A 17,743-nucleotide genomic window follows, 5' to 3' on the forward strand; every position below is an offset into this window, starting at 1 on the left:
GGACGAGGGTGGGGGTACGACGGTGGGGTCAGCCGCGCGGTGAGCGGAGCGGGTCGGAGATCTCGGCCGCGAGGGTCTCGGCCGGGCCCTGGGCGTACGAGGAGTCCATCGCCTCGTACGGGACACGGGCGTAGCTCCGGGCGTCCGCCATGTCCTCGGCGCCGCCCTCCAGCAGCCGTCGTTGGTCGGCGTCAAAATTTCTCTCCTCCGGCTGAAATCAATTGACCGCACGGATTGGACCCAGCGGTATATGACGAGAAAACGCGGGTCGAGCGGGCGGCCGAGCGGACGCCGGGAAAAGGAACACACATTGTTGTGCCGACGCGCCGTGAGCGTTGCATCGGGGGTGAGAGACCGTCAACAGAGGTGACGCGGGATCTAAGATTGCGCGCGGCGAAATCATCTCGTCGGCCCAGCTGAACGGCGGACGCGAATTTCCTGTCGTTTTCCTTAGAATCCTGGAATGCGCGCGGTATATCGGCCGAGGGACTCTGGGAATACATGAAAAGCGGGGGGACACAACAGTCGGAGGCCCTCGGTGCGAGGACCTCCGACGGTGGGGCGCGGGTCGGTCAACTGCCGTGCAGGGCGCCCTTGGCGGCGGCGAGACGCAGCGCTCCTTGCGCCGGGTGTCGTCGGGCCGACGCGCCGGACGACACCGTCGGCTCAGGCGGCCCCGTCGGCCTCCCCGTCGGCCTCCTGGACCAACTCGATCGCCCTTCCCAGGGTGGTGAGCCGGTCCTCCAGGGTCGTGCCGGCCGGATAGAGGCGGACGGTGTCGACGCCGGCGTCGCGCCAGACGGCCAGCCGGTCGCGCACCATGGACTCCGTGCCGATCAGCGTCGTACCGAGCACCATCTCGTCGGTCACGAGGGCGGCCGCGCCGTCCCGGTCGCCGGCCTGCCAGCGCTCCTGGACCTCGGCGGCGACCTCGGCCCAGCCCTGGCGGCTGTACGCGCCGTTGTAGAAGTTGGTGGACGCCGACCCCATGCCGCCCAGACTGAAGGCGAGTTCCTTCTTACGTCCGGTGACCATCGCGCCGAGCGCCTCCTCGTCGGGCGCGAAGGCGACCTCGGCGCCCTGGCAGACGTCCAGTTCGGCGCGGGTACGACCGCTGCGGGCCAGGCCCTCGTCGAGGTGGGCGAAGTAGGCGTCGGCCGCGCCCTCGGGCACGAAGCTGGTGCCCAGCCAGCCGTCGGCGACCTCGCCGGTCAGCCGCAGCATGGCCGGGGACAGGGCGGCGAGATAGATCGGGATCTCGTGCTCGGCGCGCATCGACAGCCGCATCGCAACGGCCTCGCCGCCGGGCAGGGGGACGTTGAACTCGGCGCCGGAGTAGGCGAGTCGGCCGCCGTCGAGCACCCGCCGTACGATCTCCACCGTCTCGCGCATACGCCGCAGCGGCCGGGCGAAGGGCACGCCGTGCAGTCCCTCGATCACCTGCGGGCCGGAGGCGCCGAGGCCGAGCAGGAAGCGCCCGCCGGACAGGTTGGAGAGGGTGACGGCGGTCTGGGCCACGGCTGTCGGGGTCCGGGTGCCCAGTTGCATGACACCGGAGCCGAGCAGCATCCGGTCGGTGAGCGCCGCGTAGTAGCCGAGCGCGGAGGGCGCGTCGGAGCCCCAGGCCTCGGCGACCCAGCAGATGTCCAGGCCCAGCTTCTCCGACTCGACGACGAAGTCGCCCATCTGGGACCAGTGTTCGCCGCCCGAGGCCTCGATCGTGGTCGCCGTCCGCATCACGCCTCCGCCCGCTGCTTGATCTGCGCGAGGGTGGCGGTGATGCCGCGCTCGAACTCCCGCAGCCGTACGAACACGATCTTCTGTTCCTTGTCGGGCATCCGGTCGATCGCCACCGACAGCCCCGAACGCCCCGGTCCCAGCTGCATCCACTGCGACAGTGCGGTCCCGCCGTTCTCGGAGCGCAGCCGGAACCGCCAGACCGCGGAGGGCTCGGCGGGGTCCTGCACGGCCCAGGCGAGCACCGACGACGGTTCGCACTCGATCACGTGGGACGTGGTCTCCCAGTTGCCGAGCGCCTCGTGCTCGCTGCGGCCGACGAACCGGGCGCCCACCGCCGGCCCGGCCGCGCCGTCCAGCCAGGCGACGGACCGAAGTTCCTCGCTCATGTCCGGCATCAGTTCGATGTCGCTGACCAGGGCCCACACCTTCTCCGGTGGGGCGTCGATCCAGGTCCGCACCTCGACCGTGGGTTTGTCCGCGTAGCGTGCGCCCGTCCACTCCAAGGTCGTCGGCCTCCTCGCCGTCAAGGGTCTGACCTCCAGAGTTGCTTTCCGAGACTCTCCCTGTCAAGAGGGGGCACCGTGCTCAGTCGGTGCCGAACCGCCGTCGTACGTCCGGCCGCTGCCTGAGCCGCTCGGGATAGCCGGGCCCCATCCGCATCGAGGTCTCCTCGGCCCGCAGCGGGGTCCGGCACTGGGCGCAGACCACCTCCGCCGCGGTGTCGTGGTCGCACGCGTCGTGATGGAACACCACGGGCACCCCGCGCTCCCCGGCCAGCCAGCGGTCGCCCCACGCGGACATCGCGGCGAGCACGGCGAACAGGTCCCGCCCCTTCTCCGTGAGGACGTAGTCGTAGCGCGGCGGCTCCGCCTCGTACAGCCGCTTCTCCAGGATCCGCTCGTCGACCAGGTGGCGCAGCCGGTCGGTCAACGTGTTGCGGGCGATGCCCAGTTCCTGCTGGAACTCGTCGAAGCGGCGGATCCCGTAGAACGCTTCCCGCACCACCAGCGGCGTCCAGTGGTCACCCAGCAGATCGACGGTCCGTGCGATGGAGCACGGCCACTTGGCGAACGACGTCCGTTTCATGTCCCTACGATAGCGAGTCTCATGAAAAAACTCAGCTGACGATGATGGCGATGACGTGGGGGACCGGCTTGCCGACGACCGACCGCGTACGGGCCGCGTGGACAGCGATGCCCAGTGCGCTTTGACTGGTCATGACGGATTCCCTGCGGCGAGACGAGGTGTCCGACCATGAGGATCGAGGGATCGGTCGCGGTGGTGACCGGAGCGAACCGCGGGATCGGGCTGGCGTTCGCGCGTGCGCTGCTGGCCCGGGGCGCGTCCAAGGTGTACGCGGGCGTCCGCCGGCCCGAGGACCTCGCCGAGCCCGGACTGGAACCGCTGCGCCTCGACGTCACCGACCACGACCAGGTCGCGGCCGCCGCGCGGACGGCGTCCGACGCGACCATCGTGATCAACAACGCGGGCATCCAGGGTGGGCCGCCCCTGCTGGAGAACGGCTCCCTGGACGGGGCCCGGCGGGAGCTGGAGGTGAACTATCTCGGCACCTGGGCCGTCTCCAGGGCCTTCGCGCCGGTCCTCGCGGCCAACGGCGGCGGAGCCCTGGTGAACATGCTGTCCGTGGCCTCCTGGCGGGCGAACAGCCGGTTCCCCAGCTACGCGGCGTCGAAGTCAGCTCAGTGGTCGCTGACCAACGCGCTGCGCCTGGCCCTGCGGGACCAGGGGACCCTGGTCGTCGGTGTGCACGTCGGCTATGTGGAAACCGATGCCACCACGGAGATCGCCGGCCCGAAGATCGACCCGGCCGAAGTGGCGGCGCAGACCATGGACGCCATCGCCCGTGACGAGCCCGAAGTGCTGGTCGACGAGACGACCCGGAAGGTTCGCGCCGCCCTGTCGGGGCCGCTCGATCTCATCTACGGCACCGCCTGATCGTGCGACGGTGGAGTCAGCAGACCGACTCAACCCAAGGGTGAGGTGGAGCCATGCAAACCGACTTCGATGTCGTCGTCCTGGGAGCCGGGCCGGGCGGCTACGTGGCCGCTATCCGGGCCGCCCAGCTGGGCCTGCGCACCGCCATCGTGGAGGGCCGGTTCTGGGGCGGTGTCTGCCTGAACATCGGCTGCATCCCGGCGAAGGCGCTGCTGCGCAACGCCGAGGTGGCCCAGCTGATCCTGCACGACGCGGAGAAGTTCGGCGTGAAGATCAGCGGCGAGGTGGGCCTGGACTACCGCGCCGCCTACGAACGCAGCCGGGTGGTGGCCGACGGACGTGTCAAGGGCGTCGGCTTTCTCATGCGCAAGAACAAGATCGAGCAGTTCGAGGGGCAGGGCACCTTCCTGGACCCCCACACCCTGCAGGTGCGGATGCAGGACGGCGAGAGGACACTCTCCTTCCGCTCCTGCATCATCGCGACCGGCTCGACCGTGAAGCTGCTGCCCGGGACCACCCTGGGCCGGCGCGTCGTCACCTACGAGGAGCAGATACTCTCCGACAGCCTGCCCGCCAGCATGGTCATCGCCGGTGCCGGCGCCATCGGCATCGAGTTCGCCTATCTGCTGCGGTCCTACGGCGTCGAGGTCACGCTGGTGGAGTTCCTGGACCGGATCGCGCCCCTGGAGGACGAGGAGGTCTCCGCCGAACTCACCCGGCGCTTCAAACGGCAGGGCATCCGTGTGATGACCTCGACGGCCGTTCAGGCCATCGAGGAGACCGAGGAGAACGTCCGCGTGACCGTCCGGCAGGGCGACACGGAACAGGTCCTGGAGGCGGAGAAGGTCCTCCAGGCCACCGGCTTCCAGCCGCGCACGGCCGGCTACGGACTGGCCGCCACGGGCGTACGGCTCACCGAGCGCGGTGCCATCGACGTCGACGGGTACTGCCGTACCAGCCAGCCGCACATCTACGCCATCGGCGATGTCACGGCGAAGCTGATGCTGGCGCACACCGCCGAGGCGATGGGCATCGTCGCCGCCGAGAGCATCGCCGGCGCGGAGACCATGGAGCTGGACTACCGCATGATCCCGCGGGCCACGTTCTGCCAGCCGCAGATCGCCAGCTTCGGCTGGACCGAGGCGGAGGCCCGCGCCGAGGGGTTCGACGTCCGCGTGGCGAAGTTCCCCTTCATGGCCAACGCCAAGGCCCACGGCTTCGGCGACACGGTCGGGTTCGTGAAACTGGTGAGCGACGCCCGCTACGGCGAACTCCTCGGCGGCCACCTGATCGGCCCGGACGTGACCGAGCTGCTGCCCGAGCTGACGCTGGCCCAGAAGTGGGACCTCACGGTGACCGAACTCGCCCGCAACGTCCACGCCCACCCGACGCTGAGCGAGGCGGTCCAGGACGCCCTGCACGGACTCGCCGGACACATGATCAACCTCTGACGTCGGGCCCCTCCGGACCCGAGCGCGCGTGTGTCCGTGCCGTCGGTCGCACGAGACGGCGACGGCGCGGACACACCGCCCCGGTCCGCTAGGGGCGGACGTACGGCCGGGTCATGATCTCCATGTTGTGGCCGTCCGGGTCCTCGAAGTAGGCGCCCCGACCGCCGAACAGGCCGTTTACGTCCCCGGGTCGGGTGTGGTGGGGATCGGCGTAGTAGGTGACGCCGGCCGCCTCCAGCCGGGCGATCATGCCGTCGAACCGTTCCTCGGGCACGAGGAAGGCGTAGTGCTGGGACTGGATCGGCTCGTCCCGCTTCTCGTAGTAGTCGAGCGTCACGCCGTTGCCGAGGTCGACGGGCAGGAACGGACCCAGCGGGGCGCCGACCCGCAGGCCCAGGACAGTGGCGAGGAACTCGGCGGAACCGCGGCGGTCGCTGGCGTAGACGGCGGTGTGGTTCAACTGGACGGCGCCCACCGACGGCACGGATGCGTGAGGGTGCGTCTGGTCATGCGGGCGCTGTTGCTCAAAGGACAAGGAAGTCTCCGGTCTTGGGATCTGCTCGGGCTGGGCGCCGCATTCGGGCGTACGGGCGCCGGTGGCGAAGACGCGGAGAAGACGGCGGGGCTCTGGCCCGCCTCGGGCTCACGCCGAGGCCGGGAACCTCACTCGTGCATGGCCCATGGCCGACCCGGCAGTCACCCGGCCGACCCTAGCGACCGTCACGGGCCGGGGCAACGCAGTTGTGGCGTTTCCGCACGGCCGCGGCCGTCCGGCGTGCGGTCAGGCCGTACCCGCTCGGCGGCCGGCGCCGCGCGTGCCGTGCCGCCGGTCCGTTTCCGCATGGCGCTCCCGCATCGCCACACCGGCGGCCGGACCCGCGGTGGACGCATACGCCTCACTGTCGTCGAGGCTTCTGCCGGTGCGCGCGTCGACCAGGATCGGTTCGGCCTCCGCGCCGGCCTCGGCGTCGACGAGGACCATCGAGCGGTCCTCCGGGGCGAGGCGCTGGTCGCCCCAGGCGGCCAGGGCGACGATCACGGGCCGCACGGAGCGCCGCGCTCGGTGCGGACGTACTCGCGCCGGACCGGGTTCGTCCGGTAGGGCCGGAGAACCGCCGGCGCGCGGCTCGCGGGAATGATCTCGGGCTCGCCGGTCGTTTCGATGACGGTCGTACTATGACGTGACCGTCCGGAAACCGCCCCGAGGAGCCACCGTGGCCCGCCCCCGCACCACCACACGCACAGTGGAGCACCCCGAGCTGTCGGAGGTCTCGCTCCAGCAGGTGCTGGAGGCGCTGGTGGACCCGGTGCGCCGTCTGGTGGTGACGCAGCTGGTCCGCGCGGGCGAGGACCTGAGCTGCGGGACGTTCGAGGCGCCGGTGTCGCTCTCGACGCTGACCCACCACTTCAACGTGCTGCGCGAGGCCGGCGTGATCCGGCAGTACTACGTCGGGACGGCCAAGATGAACACGCTCCGCGCCGACGAGATGGAGCGGCGCTTTCCCGGCCTGCTGACAGCCGTGCTGGCCGCCTCGGCCGCGGAGGAAAGGGCGCGCGAGGTCTGAGGTACGAGTGCGGGGCGCCGAGCCCCGGCGATCCGGACAGCACCCTCGTGCCGTAACCCCCGGCAGCTTCCGAGCCCCGGATCCGCCCGCGGGGCGTTGCCCCGACCATGCGTCAACCGTGGATCAGAGGTGCCCCACATGCGCCTCCATGGCTCCCACCAGCCGGTGCAGCGCCTTGGTCACCTGCTCGCGGTCCTCTCCCAGCCCTGCCAGCAGGCCGATCTCGATGGCGAGTTGCCGGGGGAAGAGGTCGTCGACCGCCTTGGCTCCGGCCTCGGTGATGGTGACCAGGGCGGCACGCCGGTCGGCGGGGTTGGGGGTGCGGGCGATGAAGCCGCGCTTCTCCAGCTTGCCGAGGGTCTTGCTGACGCCCGCCCGGGACAGCCCCAGCCGCTCTGCCAGGCTGCGGGCGATGAACGGCGCGGTCGCGTGCCGGAGGGGGATCAGCATGTCGACCTCGGGTGCGGTGAGGGCGGCGCCCGCGTAGAGGGGTTCCACAGCGCGGTTGAGCAGGCCGGTGGCGTGTTTGAGCAGGCCGACCAGCTCCATGGGGGAGGTGTCCAGGTCGGGGTTGTGGGCGGACCACTGGGCGCCGACGTCGGCCGCGGAGGGGGTGGGGGTGGGGGACGGGGAGGTGGGAGTGGGCATGCGGCTCGTCTTCTCGTTCCGGATATTTGTTAGCTGGTGAACTATCGGTTACCTTTATTTCCATGGTAGCCCCGTCATCCTCGCGCAACGGCTCCGACGCCGTCCCCGATACCACCGGACCAGCGCCATCGGGCCGTACGGCCACCCTCCTGATCGCCGTGCTCGGCGCGCTGACCGCCGTCGCCCCGCTCGCGACCGACATGTACGTCCCCGGCTTTCCCGCGCTGGGGGAGGCGCTCGGAGCGAGCAGCTCGGCGGTGCAGCTCACGATGACCGCGTTCCTCGCCGGACTCGTCATCGGCCAGCTGGTCATCGGCCCGCTCAGTGACGGGCTCGGCCGGCGTCGGCTGCTGACGGCCGGGACGGCCGGGTTCGTCCTGTTCTCCGTCGCCTGCGCCGTCGCCCCGAACATCGCCGTCCTGACCGGCGCCCGCTTCCTGCAGGGCGTGGCCGGTGCGGCGGGCATGGTGCTGGCCAGGGCCGTCCTCACCGACTGCTTCCACGGACCCGAACTGCCGCGCTACTTCGCGGTGTTGTCGCAGGTGATCGGCGTGGCTCCGGTTGCCGCGCCGGTGCTCGGCGGGGCCGTCCTGGCCGTCTCCACCTGGCGGACCGTCTTCGCCGTCCTGGCCGTGCTCGGCGTGCTGCTCCTGCTCGCCGTGGTGCGGGCGGTGCCCGAGTCGCTGCCGCCCGAGCGGCGTCACGACGGCGGACTCGTCAGTACCTTCCGGGCCATGGGCGCACTGCTCGCCGGCCGGACGTTCATGGGCTACGTCCTGGTCGTCGCCCTCGTCTCGGCCGCGATGTTCACCTACATCAGCGGCTCCAGCTTCGTCTTCGAGAACCTCCACGGGGTCTCGTCGACGACGTACTCCCTGATCTTCGCCACCATCGCCGTCGCCATGCTGGCCGGCGGGGCGACCTTCGCCCGCCTGGCCGGGCGTGGCACACGCCTGAACACCATGCTCTCGGCCGGAGTCGGTATCGCCCTGCTGGGCGCGCTCGCCCAGGTCGTGCTGGTGCTGACCGCGGGCGAGACCCTCGCGGGAACCTGGAGCACCCTGTTCGTGACCGCGGGAGGCATCGGCCTGGTCTTCCCGAGCGCCATGAGCATCGGCCAGACGGTCGGACGTACGGCACCGGGCGCCGCCTCGGCACTCCTGGGCGGCCTCCAGTTCCTCTTCGGCGCCCTGGCCGCACCGCTGGTCGGGGTGTTCGGGGAGGACAGCTCCCGGCCGATGGCGCTCATCATGCTGATCTCGCTGGTGGCGGCGGCGCTGGCGCTGACGGGCCTGGCCAGGCCGTGGGAGGGGAAGGGGGAACCGGTACCGGTCGCCTGACGCCGAGTTCGCCTACCTGGGCGCCTGCGAGACCGCCCGGGGCGGCGACGACCTGGCGGAAGCCCTGCGCGTGGCCTCCGCCTGCCGGCTCGCCCAATTCCGTCATGTGGTCGCCGCGCAGTGGCCTCTCGCCGACGACATCGCGCCGGCCCTGGCCCAGGCGCTCCACGACCGTTTCGACCCCCGGCGGGCTGCTCGGCCGACATGGGTCCCGCCCTCGCGCCGCATGCGGCCCCGCACCAGGTGCGGGCCGAACGTCCTGGCCGGGAAGAGCACTTCGGGGCGTTCACGCACGTCGGGGTGTGACGGCCACGACCGGTCCCCGGCGCCACTTTCACGGTCTCCGCCCGGCCGTGCGTTTCGCTTACTGCGGTCGCGGGTGCGGCATACGTGTGACGGCCACGACCGGTCCCCGGCGCCCGCATCACGGTCTCCGCCCAGCCGTGCGTTTCACCCACTTCGGCGTAGGTCCGGCATACGAGCGACGTCGCACCCGCGGACGCTTCCCCTGGAGCCTCCCCACCTGCGGCTCGGCACGGATGTCCGCACCAGGGGTTGACAGGAAGCTCCTCACGCCACAGCCTTTGGCAACGTTGTCATTCTGCTCGGGGCGGGGTGCGCGGAGCCGCTTCGGCTCACTCCGCCGCTTTTTGATGGGACGTCAGATTCATGACCGATCAATCGGATCCGTGGCGCAATCCGTCGCGGCGGTCCATAGTCGCCACGGGCTCCACCCTGTTGGCAGGGTTCGGACTCAGCTCGTCGCTCCCCGCCGCGACCGCGGCCGCCGCCACGGGCCGACCGGCACAACCCGACTCGCCTCTTGAGCTCGCGCTCAACCGTCCCGTCTCGGTCTCCTCGACGGCCTACGCCGCCACGCCCGGGTCCTTCGCGGTCGACCGGCTCACCGCACCCGGCGTGCGGGGCAGCGGGTGGCGGGCGGAGGCCGGCGACCCGCAGTGGATCACTGTCGATCTGCAGGCCGCGTGCAAGGTCACCTGGATCCGCCTGACCTTCGAAGCCGACGCCGCGGACCCGGTGTTCACGCCGCCCACCAGCGGAAACCCGGCCGACGGCACCACCGGCAAGGAGATCCTGTCGAGCTACGCGGTGGACTGCGTGGTCGAGACCTCCCTTGACAGGAAGTCATGGACGAGTGTCTACCGCACCACCGCCGGCACCGGCGGAGCCGTGGACATCCAGCTTCCCCGCCCGGTGCCGGCGCGCTGGGTGCGCATGACGTCCCGCAAGCGCTCCAGCCCCCTGCCCCTCGGACTCAACGGCTTCGAGGTGTACGGCACTCCCGACGGCCACCGTCCCGCCGCGACGGGCTGGACCGACTGGGGCACCCGGCACGGCGAGGCGCCCCGGCTGACCGTTGCCGACGACGGCACGGTGCCGGTGGAGTCCGGCTGGCGGCTCACCCTGGACGACTGGGCCGGCGCCGACGGTCCCGGTCTGTCGAAGACCTCCGTCGACACCAGCCGCTGGCTGCCCGCCACCGTCCCCGGCACGGTCCTGGCCTCGCTCGTGGACCAGGGCAAGCTGCCGGACCCGGTCGCCGGGCTGAACAACCTGCGCATCCCCGAGGCGCTGTCACGGCACTCCTGGTGGTACAAGCGGGACTTCGAGCTGCCGCACGGCCTGCGGACCGGGTCCGGCCGCAGGATCTGGCTGGAGTTCGACGGCGTCAACCACCAGGCCGACGTCTGGCTCAACGGTCAGCGGGCCGGAGACCTGACGTACCCGTTCGCCCGCTCCTCGTACGACGTGACCCGGCTGCTCGCCGCCGACGGCGCGAACGCGCTGGCCGTCAAGATCACGCCGATGCCGGTGCCCGGCAGCCCCGGCGACAAGGGCCCCCTCGGCGAGTCCTGGGTGGACGCGGGCGCCCAGCAGATGAACCTCAACTCGCCCACCTACCTGGCCTCCTCGGGCTGGGACTGGATGCCGGCCGTCCGCGACCGTGCGGCGGGGATCTGGAACCACGTCCGGCTGCGATCCACCGGACAGGTCGTCATCGGCGACCCGCGGGTGGACACCGTCCTGCCGAAGCTGCCGGACGTCTCGGTCGCCGAGCTGACGATCGTCGTCCCGGTGCGGAACGCCGATTCCACCGACCGCCGTACGACGGTCTCGGCGGCCTTCGACGGCATCCGGGTGTCCGAGGTCGTCACCGTTCCGGCCGGCGAGAGCGTCGACGTGGTCTTCACCCCCGACGCCTTCCGGCAGTTGCGGCTGCGCGACCCCAGGCTGTGGTGGCCGAACGGCCTGGGCGAGCCGAACCTGCACGACCTCACGCTCATCGCGTCGGTCGACGGCACCGAGAGCGACCGGCGCACCACCCGCTTCGGCATCCGCCAGTTCGGCTACGAGTACGAGGTGCCGCTGCCGTTCACGGCGTCCGGCGACTCCTACCTCCAGTCCGTCACCTTCGACCGGCAACAGGCCCGGTACGTCCGCATCAACTGCCGTACCCGGGCCACCTCGTGGGGCAGTTCCCTGTGGACCCTGGCCGTGCGGGACAGCATCCGGCCGACCACCGACCTCGCCCTGCACGCGCCCGCCGACGCCTCCAGCACCGACGGCGACGACCACGGCGCGGCCCATGTGACCGACGGCGATCCGGGCACCCGCTGGTCCTCGGCGTACGAGGACGACCAGTGGATCCGCGTCGACCTGGGCTCGGCGCAGTCCTTCGACCGGGTCGACCTCACCTGGGAGCAGGCTTACGCGAAGGCCTTCGTGGTGCAGGTCTCGGCCGACGGCTCCGAGTGGACCGACGTGAAGTCGGTGGACAACGGAGCCGTGCCGTTGCCGTTCAACAACGGCGACGCCAGCCTCCAGGTCGAGGACTTCGACCAGCGGACGGCCCGCTACATACGTATCAACTGCGGACTTCGCAACACCAGTTGGGGCAACTCGCTGTGGTCCCTGAGCGTCGTCGACCGTGCCGCCCCCGGCACCGACCTCGCCCTGCACAAGATGGCGAAGGCCTCGACCGAGGACTCCGACCACCCCGCCACGCACGCCACCGACGGTGACGCGGGCACCCGCTGGTCGTCGCAGTACGAGGACCACCAGTGGATCCAGGTGGACCTGGGCTCCGCGCAGAAGTTCGACCGGGTGGCGATCGTCTGGGAGACGGCGTACCCGAAGACGTACGTCGTCCAGGTGTCCGACGACGGCGAGCAGTGGACCGACGTCAAGTCCGTGTCCAACACGCCCGATCCGCTGAAGATCTCCGTCAACGGCGTGCGGGTGCTGGCCCGCGGCGGCAACTGGGGCTGGGACGAGCTGCTGCGCAGGATGCCGCCGGAGCGGATGGACGCGGCGGTGCGGATGCACCGCGACATGAACTTCACCATGATCCGCAACTGGGTCGGCAGCAGCGACCGGGAGGAGTTCTTCGCCGCCTGCGACCGGCACGGCATCCTCGTCTGGAACGACTTCCCGAACGCCTGGGGCATGGATCCGCCGGACCACGACGCGTTCAACTCGACCGCGCGGGACACCGTGTTGCGCTATCGCATCCATCCCTGTGTGGCCGTGTGGTGCGGGGCGAACGAGGGCAACCCGCCCGCCGCCGTCGACAAGGGGATGCGCGAGGCCGTCGAGCAGCAGGTTCCCGGCCTGCTCTACCAGAACAACTCGGCCGGCGGCATCGTCACGGGCGGCGGCCCCTACGGCTGGGTCGAGCCGGAGAAGTACTTCGACCCCGACACCTACGGCAGCAAGGACTTCGGCTTCCACACCGAGATCGGCATGCCGGTGGTCTCCACCGCGGCGAGCCTGCGCAACATGACGGGCGACGAGCCCGAGTGGCCCATCCGCGGCGCCTGGTACTACCACGACTGGAGTGAGCGCGGGAACCAGGCGCCGCAGAACTACAAGGCCGCCGTCGAGGCCCGCCTGGGCGAGGCAGCCGGCCTCGACGACTTCGCCCGCAAGGCGCAGTTCGTCAACTACGAGAACACCCGGGCCATGTTCGAGGCGTGGAACGCCAACCTCTGGGACAACGCCACCGGCCTGATGCTGTGGATGTCCCACCCGGCCTGGCACAGCACCGTCTGGCAGACCTACGACTACGACTTCGACGTCAACGGCACCTACTACGGCGCCCGTTCCGCCTGCGAGCCGCTGCACGTCCAGGCGGACCCGGTGAAGTGGCAGGTCCTGGCGGTCAATCACACCCGCACGGACCTCAGGAACGCCACTGTCACGGCTCGCCTGTACGACCTGGCCGGCCGGCAGCTCGGCGAGAGCAGGACCGCCCGGGTGGACGTGGCACGGGCCACCACGACGGAGGCGTTCACCGCCGGCTGGACCGACGACCTGCCCGACCTGCACCTGCTGCGGCTCACCCTGGAGGACGCCCACGGCAGGGAGCTCTCCCGCAACACCTACTGGCGCCACCGCGAACCCGCCGCCATGCAGGCCCTCAACAAGGCCAAGCAGGTGAACGTGTCCGGCTCCATCGGGCAGGTGTCCCGGACCGGCGACCGTCACGAACTGACCGCCACCGTCCGCAACCGCGGCTCGGCCGTCGCCGCCATGGTCCGGCTGTCGCTGGTGGACGAGGACGGTGGCCACCGGGTGCTGCCGACGCTCTACAGCCACAACTACCTGTGGCTGCTGCCCGGCGAATCGCAGACCGTCACCCTGTCCTGGCCGTCGGGGGCCCTCCCCGCACGCCGTCCGGCGCTGAAGGCGGAGGCCTACAACAGCCGCGCGACGACGATCCGCCTCTGACCGAAGGACCGCGCGTTCCCGCCGAGGGCACCACCGAACGGCCCTCGGCGGGACACGTGTGCACCGCGCGGCGATACCTCCGACGGTCCCCCCGCTTCCCTGGATCTCGGCCGCCGCGCGGTCACCCTCCGACGAAGCTCACTGTCTGTGTCATGTCCGCCCGCCCGGTGCGCACCTGGGGCACGCCTTCGCTCTCGAATCCCACCGCGACACCGCAGAACAGCACCTGCCCGTCATCGGCCCCGACCACCTGGCCGACGGTCTTGCGGAACATCGTCCACATCACCTGAGGACAGCTGTGCAGTCCTTCCGCCCTCAGCAGCAGCATGACCGTCTGCAAGTACATCCCCGCGTCCCCCCACTGCCCGGGACCCATCGTCCGGTCGAGGTAGCAGAACAGGACGACCGGAGCCCCGAACGCCTCCGAGTTCAGGGCGGCGATCCTCCTGGGTCTGTCCGGGTCGTCGCGGTCGATTCCCAGCGCCTGGTACCGCTGGGCGGCCGCGGCGGAGAACCGGTCCAGATACGGTGAGACCAGTTCGGCCGGGTACATCGGATACTCCCGCTCGTCACCCGGGTCTCCCGCCAGTGCCCTGGCCGTCGCACGCCTCTTCAGTTCGGCCAGGGGCTCGCCGGTCACGACGTAGAGGTGCCAGGGTTGCAGGTTCCCACTCGACGGAGCGCGCGCCGCCGTGGCCAGAACCCGTTCGAGTACCTCTTTGGGCACCGGCCGACCGCTGAACGCCCGCACGGCCCTGCGGCTGTCCACGGCTTCGTACACATCCACGGCTTGTCGTCCTCTCATCCAACGGCAGCCACTTCCCCACTGATTTCAGCGCACGTCGGTACGCGAGCCGCTATCGCCCGCCTCCCTCGGTACCGAGATCGCCGTACCCGCGATGAGCAGGCGGTGGCCGTAGTCGACGGATTCCCGGGTCAGCAGGTCGGCGTGGCGGCGGAGCCAGGCTCGTGAGGCCGGGTGCGCGAAGCGGGCGCGTGCGAGCTGCCGGATCTCAGGAGGATGGTCCTTGACCAGCCACAGTTCTGGGCATGTCGTCTCCGGTGCGGTGCGGTGCGGTGCGGTGCGGTGCGGTGCGGTGCGGTGCGGTGCGGTGCGATGCGGTGCGGTGCGGTGCGCGGTGGGGGTGGGGGTGGGGTGAGGGCATCGGCGCAGAGCGCCGTCTTCTCGGGACGTGGGACCGACGTACTCGCGAGGTTCCGTGTCGGCTGGGCCCGACCTGACACGGAACCTCGGACAGGTGCGCGGCTCTGCCGGGTTGCCCCGAACTGGTCGCGGGGAGTGGTCAGTTGTCGTAGTCGGTGAGGGTCCTGAGGTCGTTGACGGAGTAGGCGAGATGGAAGCGGAAGCCCTTGCCGGTGCGCCGGACGGGGAGGTCGGCGAGCTCTTCCCCGCGGGCCGGGAGGAAGTCCAGCTCGCCGGTGCCGATCCAGGCCTCGGTGATGCTCACGTCGTCGAGAAGCGCGAGGACCAGTTCGTGAACGGCGGGCTTGTCGTGCTGTCCGGCGGCGAGGCGGGGGAAGTGCCGGAGGTTGACCACGGGGCGGTTCATGAGGGCGGCGGGATCGCCGAGGGGCTCTTCCAGGGTGACGTGGGCTTCGGCTATGCGCTGGCCGGCACTGGAGGCGGTCGCGCCGAACCGACCGCCCTTCGCGACCGACGGGGTGGCGGGGTTGGCGACGGGATACGCGCGGGTCTGGTGGACGACGCCGAGCTTCTTGGGGAAGCCCTGGACCCAGCCTCGGGCCATGGCCGCGTCGTTGTCGACGTAGATGTAGGGGCACCAGGCGACGGGCATGTCGTCGAAACGCGCGTCCAGGGTGGTGAGGAACTCCCGGTACTGGGAGCGGGCGGGGTCCAGGTACTCCTGGCCCGTGGAGGAGTACTGCCAGTCGATGAACATGGCCACGCCACGTCCGGGGGTGTCCGGGTCGAGAGCGAGGCCCTCGGGGAGCGTGGCCTCGGCCGCGGCGGGGTCGGTGAAGAACTCGACGCCGACAACGGTTCCGGCGTAGTGCCACGGCGGGGCCGGCGCCAGATTGGCGGTCCCGCGGGGGGAGAGGGGCAGGGTGTAACCCTTCACGGCAGATTTCCCTTCCATGATCGATACGATACGTACCGTTTCATTCGAACGATGCGACGCTAACACGTCTTGACCCGAAAATGAAACGGTACGTATCGTTGCGGTCATGGGACTCGCATTCACCTCGGATCCGGCGGCCACCCCGCGCTCGGCCCCCAAGATCCTTGACGCCACCAGGGACCTGTTGACCGCGCAGGGCTACTCCACCCTCACCATCGAGGGGGTCGCGGCGGCCGCGGGCGTCGGCAAGTCGACCATCTACCGCTGGTGGCCGAACAAGGAGGCACTCGTCGCCGACGCGCTCGCGGAGGTGTTCCGGGCGGAGGAGATCCCTGACCGGGGAGACACCCGCGCGGAAGTGCGCGAGGCGGTCGACATGACGATCCGCAACTACGCCAACGAGGACCTGGCCGCGTCACTGCCCGCGCTCGCCGCCGGCCTGTTGCCCCACCCTGAGCTCATGGCCCGCTTCCGGGAAACCTTCCTGCGACGCAAGCGGCAGAACATCGACGTCGTCCTGCGCCGGGGGATGGAGCGGGGCGACCTGCCGCCCGACCTCGACACCGAACTGGTGCAGGACCTGTGGGCCGGCGCCATCCTCTACCGCCGACTCATGATCGGGTCGCCCCTCGACGACGACCTGGCCGAACGCCTGGTCGAACTGGTGACCCACGCCCCGACAGCAGCCTTGTCCCGCCGTCCGCCCGCCTCGTCCGACTGAGCGCCCTGGCCAAGGGAGTCCACCTTTCCTGGGGTCAAGAAGACAGGCCCTGGCCAACCGGGAGTTCATGCACCGCGCCGCCCGATTCCTGGGCACACCGACAACGACCCCGTTGTCCTCCTGCCGAAACCCGCTGGGACCGGGGTGACGCCATCCACCGGGCCGGCGGAACTCCGGACGACGGCGGACTCGGCCTACCGGTAACGCGGCGAGCGGCCCGCCGACTGCGCCCTCTCGTGCAGCCGGTGCCTGACGCCGGCCTCGCTCCAGTCCCGCCAATCCCAGCAGGAGTGCGCCGTGTTGGTGGTAGACCTCCCGGACGAACGCCTCGACGGCCTGGAGCTCTGCCGGCGGATCCAGGCCTCGTACCAGGCCGTCTGGTGGGCCGCGGAACACCGGATGCTGACCGAGTTGGCCCTGTACGTGGGCGGCTGCACCGTCGAGGTCGCGGAGGCGCTCGGGGCGGACGCGGAGCCGGGCGGGAGGGAGCCCCTCACCCTGCTGACCCGACTGGTCGACAAGTCCCTCCTCGTGCCGGTCACCACACCGCGGGGGAGCAGGCTGCGCATGCTGGAGATGGTGCGCGAGTACGCGCTCGTCCGCCTGCGGGAGAGGGGCGCGGAGGCCGAAGCCGAGCAGCGCTTCATGTCCTGGGCCGACGGTTTCGTACGGGAGTGCAGCGAGGGCCTCGCATCCGGCGAGCAGCGCAAGCGGGCCCGGCAGCTCGCGGAGGAGTTGCCCAACCTGCGGGCGGCATCGGATCTCATGACGGCCCACGCCGGGACCGCGCAGTTGCTGAGGCTGGAAGCGCGCCTCGGCTATCACTGGCTCATCAGTGGCCGCGAGGAGGAGGGGATCGATCGACTACGACGTGCCCTCAAGGCCTACGACGCCGCGGCCGGCGTACCCGCCCTGGAGCCCACCGAGGAGGACGAGTGGGCGCTCTTCACCACGGTCGCGTGGCTCACCCGGCTTCTCAGGGCAGCGGGCAGGCACGCGGAAGCCGCTTCCTACCGCGAACGGCAGAAGTGACCCGGCTCGCGGACGAGTCCGGCACCGACGACCTGCGGGCAGCGGTGCACAGTCTCCACGGCGTGCCGACCGTGCACGAGGGCCGCTTCGCGCACGCGGAGGCGCTCTTCCACGACGTCTGGAACGGCGCCTCGACACCGCTCGACCGTGGGGCCGTTGCCGGTGTGGGCATGGCGGCCGTGGCGCGTACGGTCGGACACCGTCCGCAGGTCTCGGCAGGAATCGGAGCCGCTGCACCGTCGCTCAGGTTCGGGGTGTGGCTGTCGTGGTGGCGTGCGGGCTGCTGGTGACTGTGCGACATCCCGTGGGTTCCCCTGGCGGGTGGGTGCCTCGCACGGTCATCACGACCGTGTCCCCTCTGTGAGGGGCTCGGGCGGGCACGCCGCGCATTGTCCTGCCGAAGGCGAGGGGGCTCTTGCGGCCCTGTTCACGGAAC

The 17,743-nt window shown here is 70.7% G+C and carries 16 protein-coding genes and 2 pseudogenes; 9 read left to right on the top strand and 9 right to left on the bottom strand.

Features of this window, described 5'->3' with window-relative positions; all coding sequences use genetic code 11:
• Positions 1 to 28 precede the first annotated feature (28 nt).
• The 4 genes from AB0D59_RS12460 to AB0D59_RS12475 form a co-directional block, all read right to left on the bottom strand.
• Complete coding sequence (locus AB0D59_RS12460; RefSeq protein WP_362564104.1) at positions 29 to 151, bottom strand: hypothetical protein; 123 nt, start codon at positions 149 to 151, stop codon at positions 29 to 31.
• Positions 152 to 666: 515 nt separating this feature from the next.
• Positions 667 to 1,737, bottom strand: coding sequence for an LLM class flavin-dependent oxidoreductase (locus tag AB0D59_RS12465; RefSeq protein WP_362564106.1), 1,071 nt, complete (start codon positions 1,735 to 1,737; stop codon positions 667 to 669).
• Positions 1,737 to 2,243, bottom strand: coding sequence for an SRPBCC family protein (locus AB0D59_RS12470; protein ID WP_362564108.1), 507 nt, complete (start codon positions 2,241 to 2,243; stop codon positions 1,737 to 1,739). The genes AB0D59_RS12465 and AB0D59_RS12470 overlap by 1 nt, the downstream gene beginning before the upstream one ends.
• An 82-nt stretch (positions 2,244 to 2,325) precedes the next feature.
• Positions 2,326 to 2,826 carry a helix-turn-helix domain-containing protein gene (locus tag AB0D59_RS12475; protein ID WP_362564110.1) on the bottom strand — a complete coding sequence of 167 codons (501 nt, stop codon included), beginning with the start codon at positions 2,824 to 2,826 and terminating at the stop codon, positions 2,326 to 2,328.
• A 168-nt stretch (positions 2,827 to 2,994) separates the two neighbouring features.
• Here AB0D59_RS12475 and AB0D59_RS12480 point away from each other — a divergent pair, with 168 nt between their 5' ends.
• Both AB0D59_RS12480 and lpdA read left to right on the top strand, forming a co-directional pair.
• Positions 2,995 to 3,696, top strand: coding sequence for an SDR family oxidoreductase (locus tag AB0D59_RS12480; protein WP_362564112.1), 702 nt, complete (start codon positions 2,995 to 2,997; stop codon positions 3,694 to 3,696).
• A 53-nt stretch (positions 3,697 to 3,749) separates the two neighbouring features.
• Positions 3,750 to 5,147, top strand: a complete 1,398-nt coding sequence (gene lpdA / locus AB0D59_RS12485) for a dihydrolipoyl dehydrogenase (protein ID WP_362564113.1) — start codon at positions 3,750 to 3,752, stop codon at positions 5,145 to 5,147.
• An 88-nt stretch (positions 5,148 to 5,235) separates the two neighbouring features.
• On the opposite strand, the gene AB0D59_RS12490 is transcribed toward lpdA, so the two are convergent.
• Together AB0D59_RS12490 and AB0D59_RS12495 are read right to left on the bottom strand one after the other, a co-directional pair.
• Positions 5,236 to 5,631, bottom strand: coding sequence for a VOC family protein (locus AB0D59_RS12490; RefSeq protein ID WP_362564115.1), 396 nt, complete (start codon positions 5,629 to 5,631; stop codon positions 5,236 to 5,238).
• Between the two features lie 297 nt (positions 5,632 to 5,928).
• Positions 5,929 to 6,254 (bottom strand): annotated as a pseudogene (locus AB0D59_RS12495) (winged helix-turn-helix transcriptional regulator); the annotation flags it as partial.
• 107 nt (positions 6,255 to 6,361) lie between these two features.
• On the opposite strand from AB0D59_RS12495, the gene AB0D59_RS12500 reads away from it, so the two are divergent.
• Positions 6,362 to 6,712 carry an ArsR family transcriptional regulator gene (locus tag AB0D59_RS12500; RefSeq protein ID WP_362564117.1) on the top strand — a complete coding sequence of 117 codons (351 nt, stop codon included), beginning with the start codon at positions 6,362 to 6,364 and terminating at the stop codon, positions 6,710 to 6,712.
• A gap of 123 nt (positions 6,713 to 6,835) precedes the next feature.
• On the opposite strand, the gene AB0D59_RS12505 is transcribed toward AB0D59_RS12500, so the two are convergent.
• Entirely contained in the window at positions 6,836 to 7,360 is a 525-nt protein-coding gene (locus AB0D59_RS12505; protein WP_362564118.1) for a MarR family transcriptional regulator, read from the bottom strand.
• A gap of 62 nt (positions 7,361 to 7,422) precedes the next feature.
• Here AB0D59_RS12505 and AB0D59_RS12510 point away from each other — a divergent pair, with 62 nt between their 5' ends.
• From AB0D59_RS12510 to AB0D59_RS12520, 3 genes and pseudogenes are all read left to right on the top strand, one after another.
• Positions 7,423 to 8,700: a multidrug effflux MFS transporter gene (locus AB0D59_RS12510; RefSeq protein ID WP_362564120.1), complete on the top strand. Its 1,278-nt coding sequence runs from the start codon at positions 7,423 to 7,425 to the stop codon at positions 8,698 to 8,700.
• Positions 8,701 to 8,710: 10 nt separating this feature from the next.
• A pseudogene (locus tag AB0D59_RS12515) lies at positions 8,711 to 9,259 on the top strand (hypothetical protein); the annotation flags it as partial.
• 110 nt (positions 9,260 to 9,369) lie between these two features.
• Positions 9,370 to 13,452: a discoidin domain-containing protein gene (locus AB0D59_RS12520; RefSeq protein WP_362564122.1), complete on the top strand. Its 4,083-nt coding sequence runs from the start codon at positions 9,370 to 9,372 to the stop codon at positions 13,450 to 13,452.
• A gap of 121 nt (positions 13,453 to 13,573) precedes the next feature.
• Here AB0D59_RS12520 and AB0D59_RS12525 read toward each other — a convergent pair whose 3' ends face one another.
• Positions 13,574 to 14,239: a nitroreductase gene (locus tag AB0D59_RS12525; protein ID WP_362564124.1), complete on the bottom strand. Its 666-nt coding sequence runs from the start codon at positions 14,237 to 14,239 to the stop codon at positions 13,574 to 13,576.
• Between the two features lie 517 nt (positions 14,240 to 14,756).
• The gene (locus AB0D59_RS12530; RefSeq protein WP_362564125.1) at positions 14,757 to 15,572 is read right to left on the bottom strand and encodes an acetoacetate decarboxylase family protein; all 816 of its coding nucleotides are present in this window, start codon (positions 15,570 to 15,572) and stop codon (positions 14,757 to 14,759) included.
• A gap of 88 nt (positions 15,573 to 15,660) precedes the next feature.
• On the opposite strand from AB0D59_RS12530, the gene AB0D59_RS12535 reads away from it, so the two are divergent.
• The 3 genes from AB0D59_RS12535 (at position 15,661) to AB0D59_RS12545 (ending at position 17,597) form a co-directional block, all read left to right on the top strand.
• On the top strand, positions 15,661 to 16,275 hold the full coding sequence (locus AB0D59_RS12535) for a TetR/AcrR family transcriptional regulator (RefSeq protein WP_362564127.1): 615 nt from the start codon (positions 15,661 to 15,663) through the stop codon (positions 16,273 to 16,275).
• Positions 16,276 to 16,572: 297 nt separating this feature from the next.
• On the top strand, positions 16,573 to 17,307 hold the full coding sequence (locus AB0D59_RS12540) for a hypothetical protein (RefSeq protein WP_362564128.1): 735 nt from the start codon (positions 16,573 to 16,575) through the stop codon (positions 17,305 to 17,307).
• A complete protein-coding gene (locus tag AB0D59_RS12545; RefSeq protein ID WP_362564129.1) occupies positions 17,304 to 17,597 on the top strand; it encodes a hypothetical protein in 294 nt (97 codons plus the stop codon). The genes AB0D59_RS12540 and AB0D59_RS12545 overlap by 4 nt, the downstream gene beginning before the upstream one ends.
• Positions 17,598 to 17,743: the final 146 nt, after the last annotated feature.

It is taken from the genome of Streptomyces sp. NPDC048417, assembly GCF_040651615.1.
Taxonomy (GTDB): Bacteria; Actinomycetota; Actinomycetes; order Streptomycetales; family Streptomycetaceae; genus Streptomyces.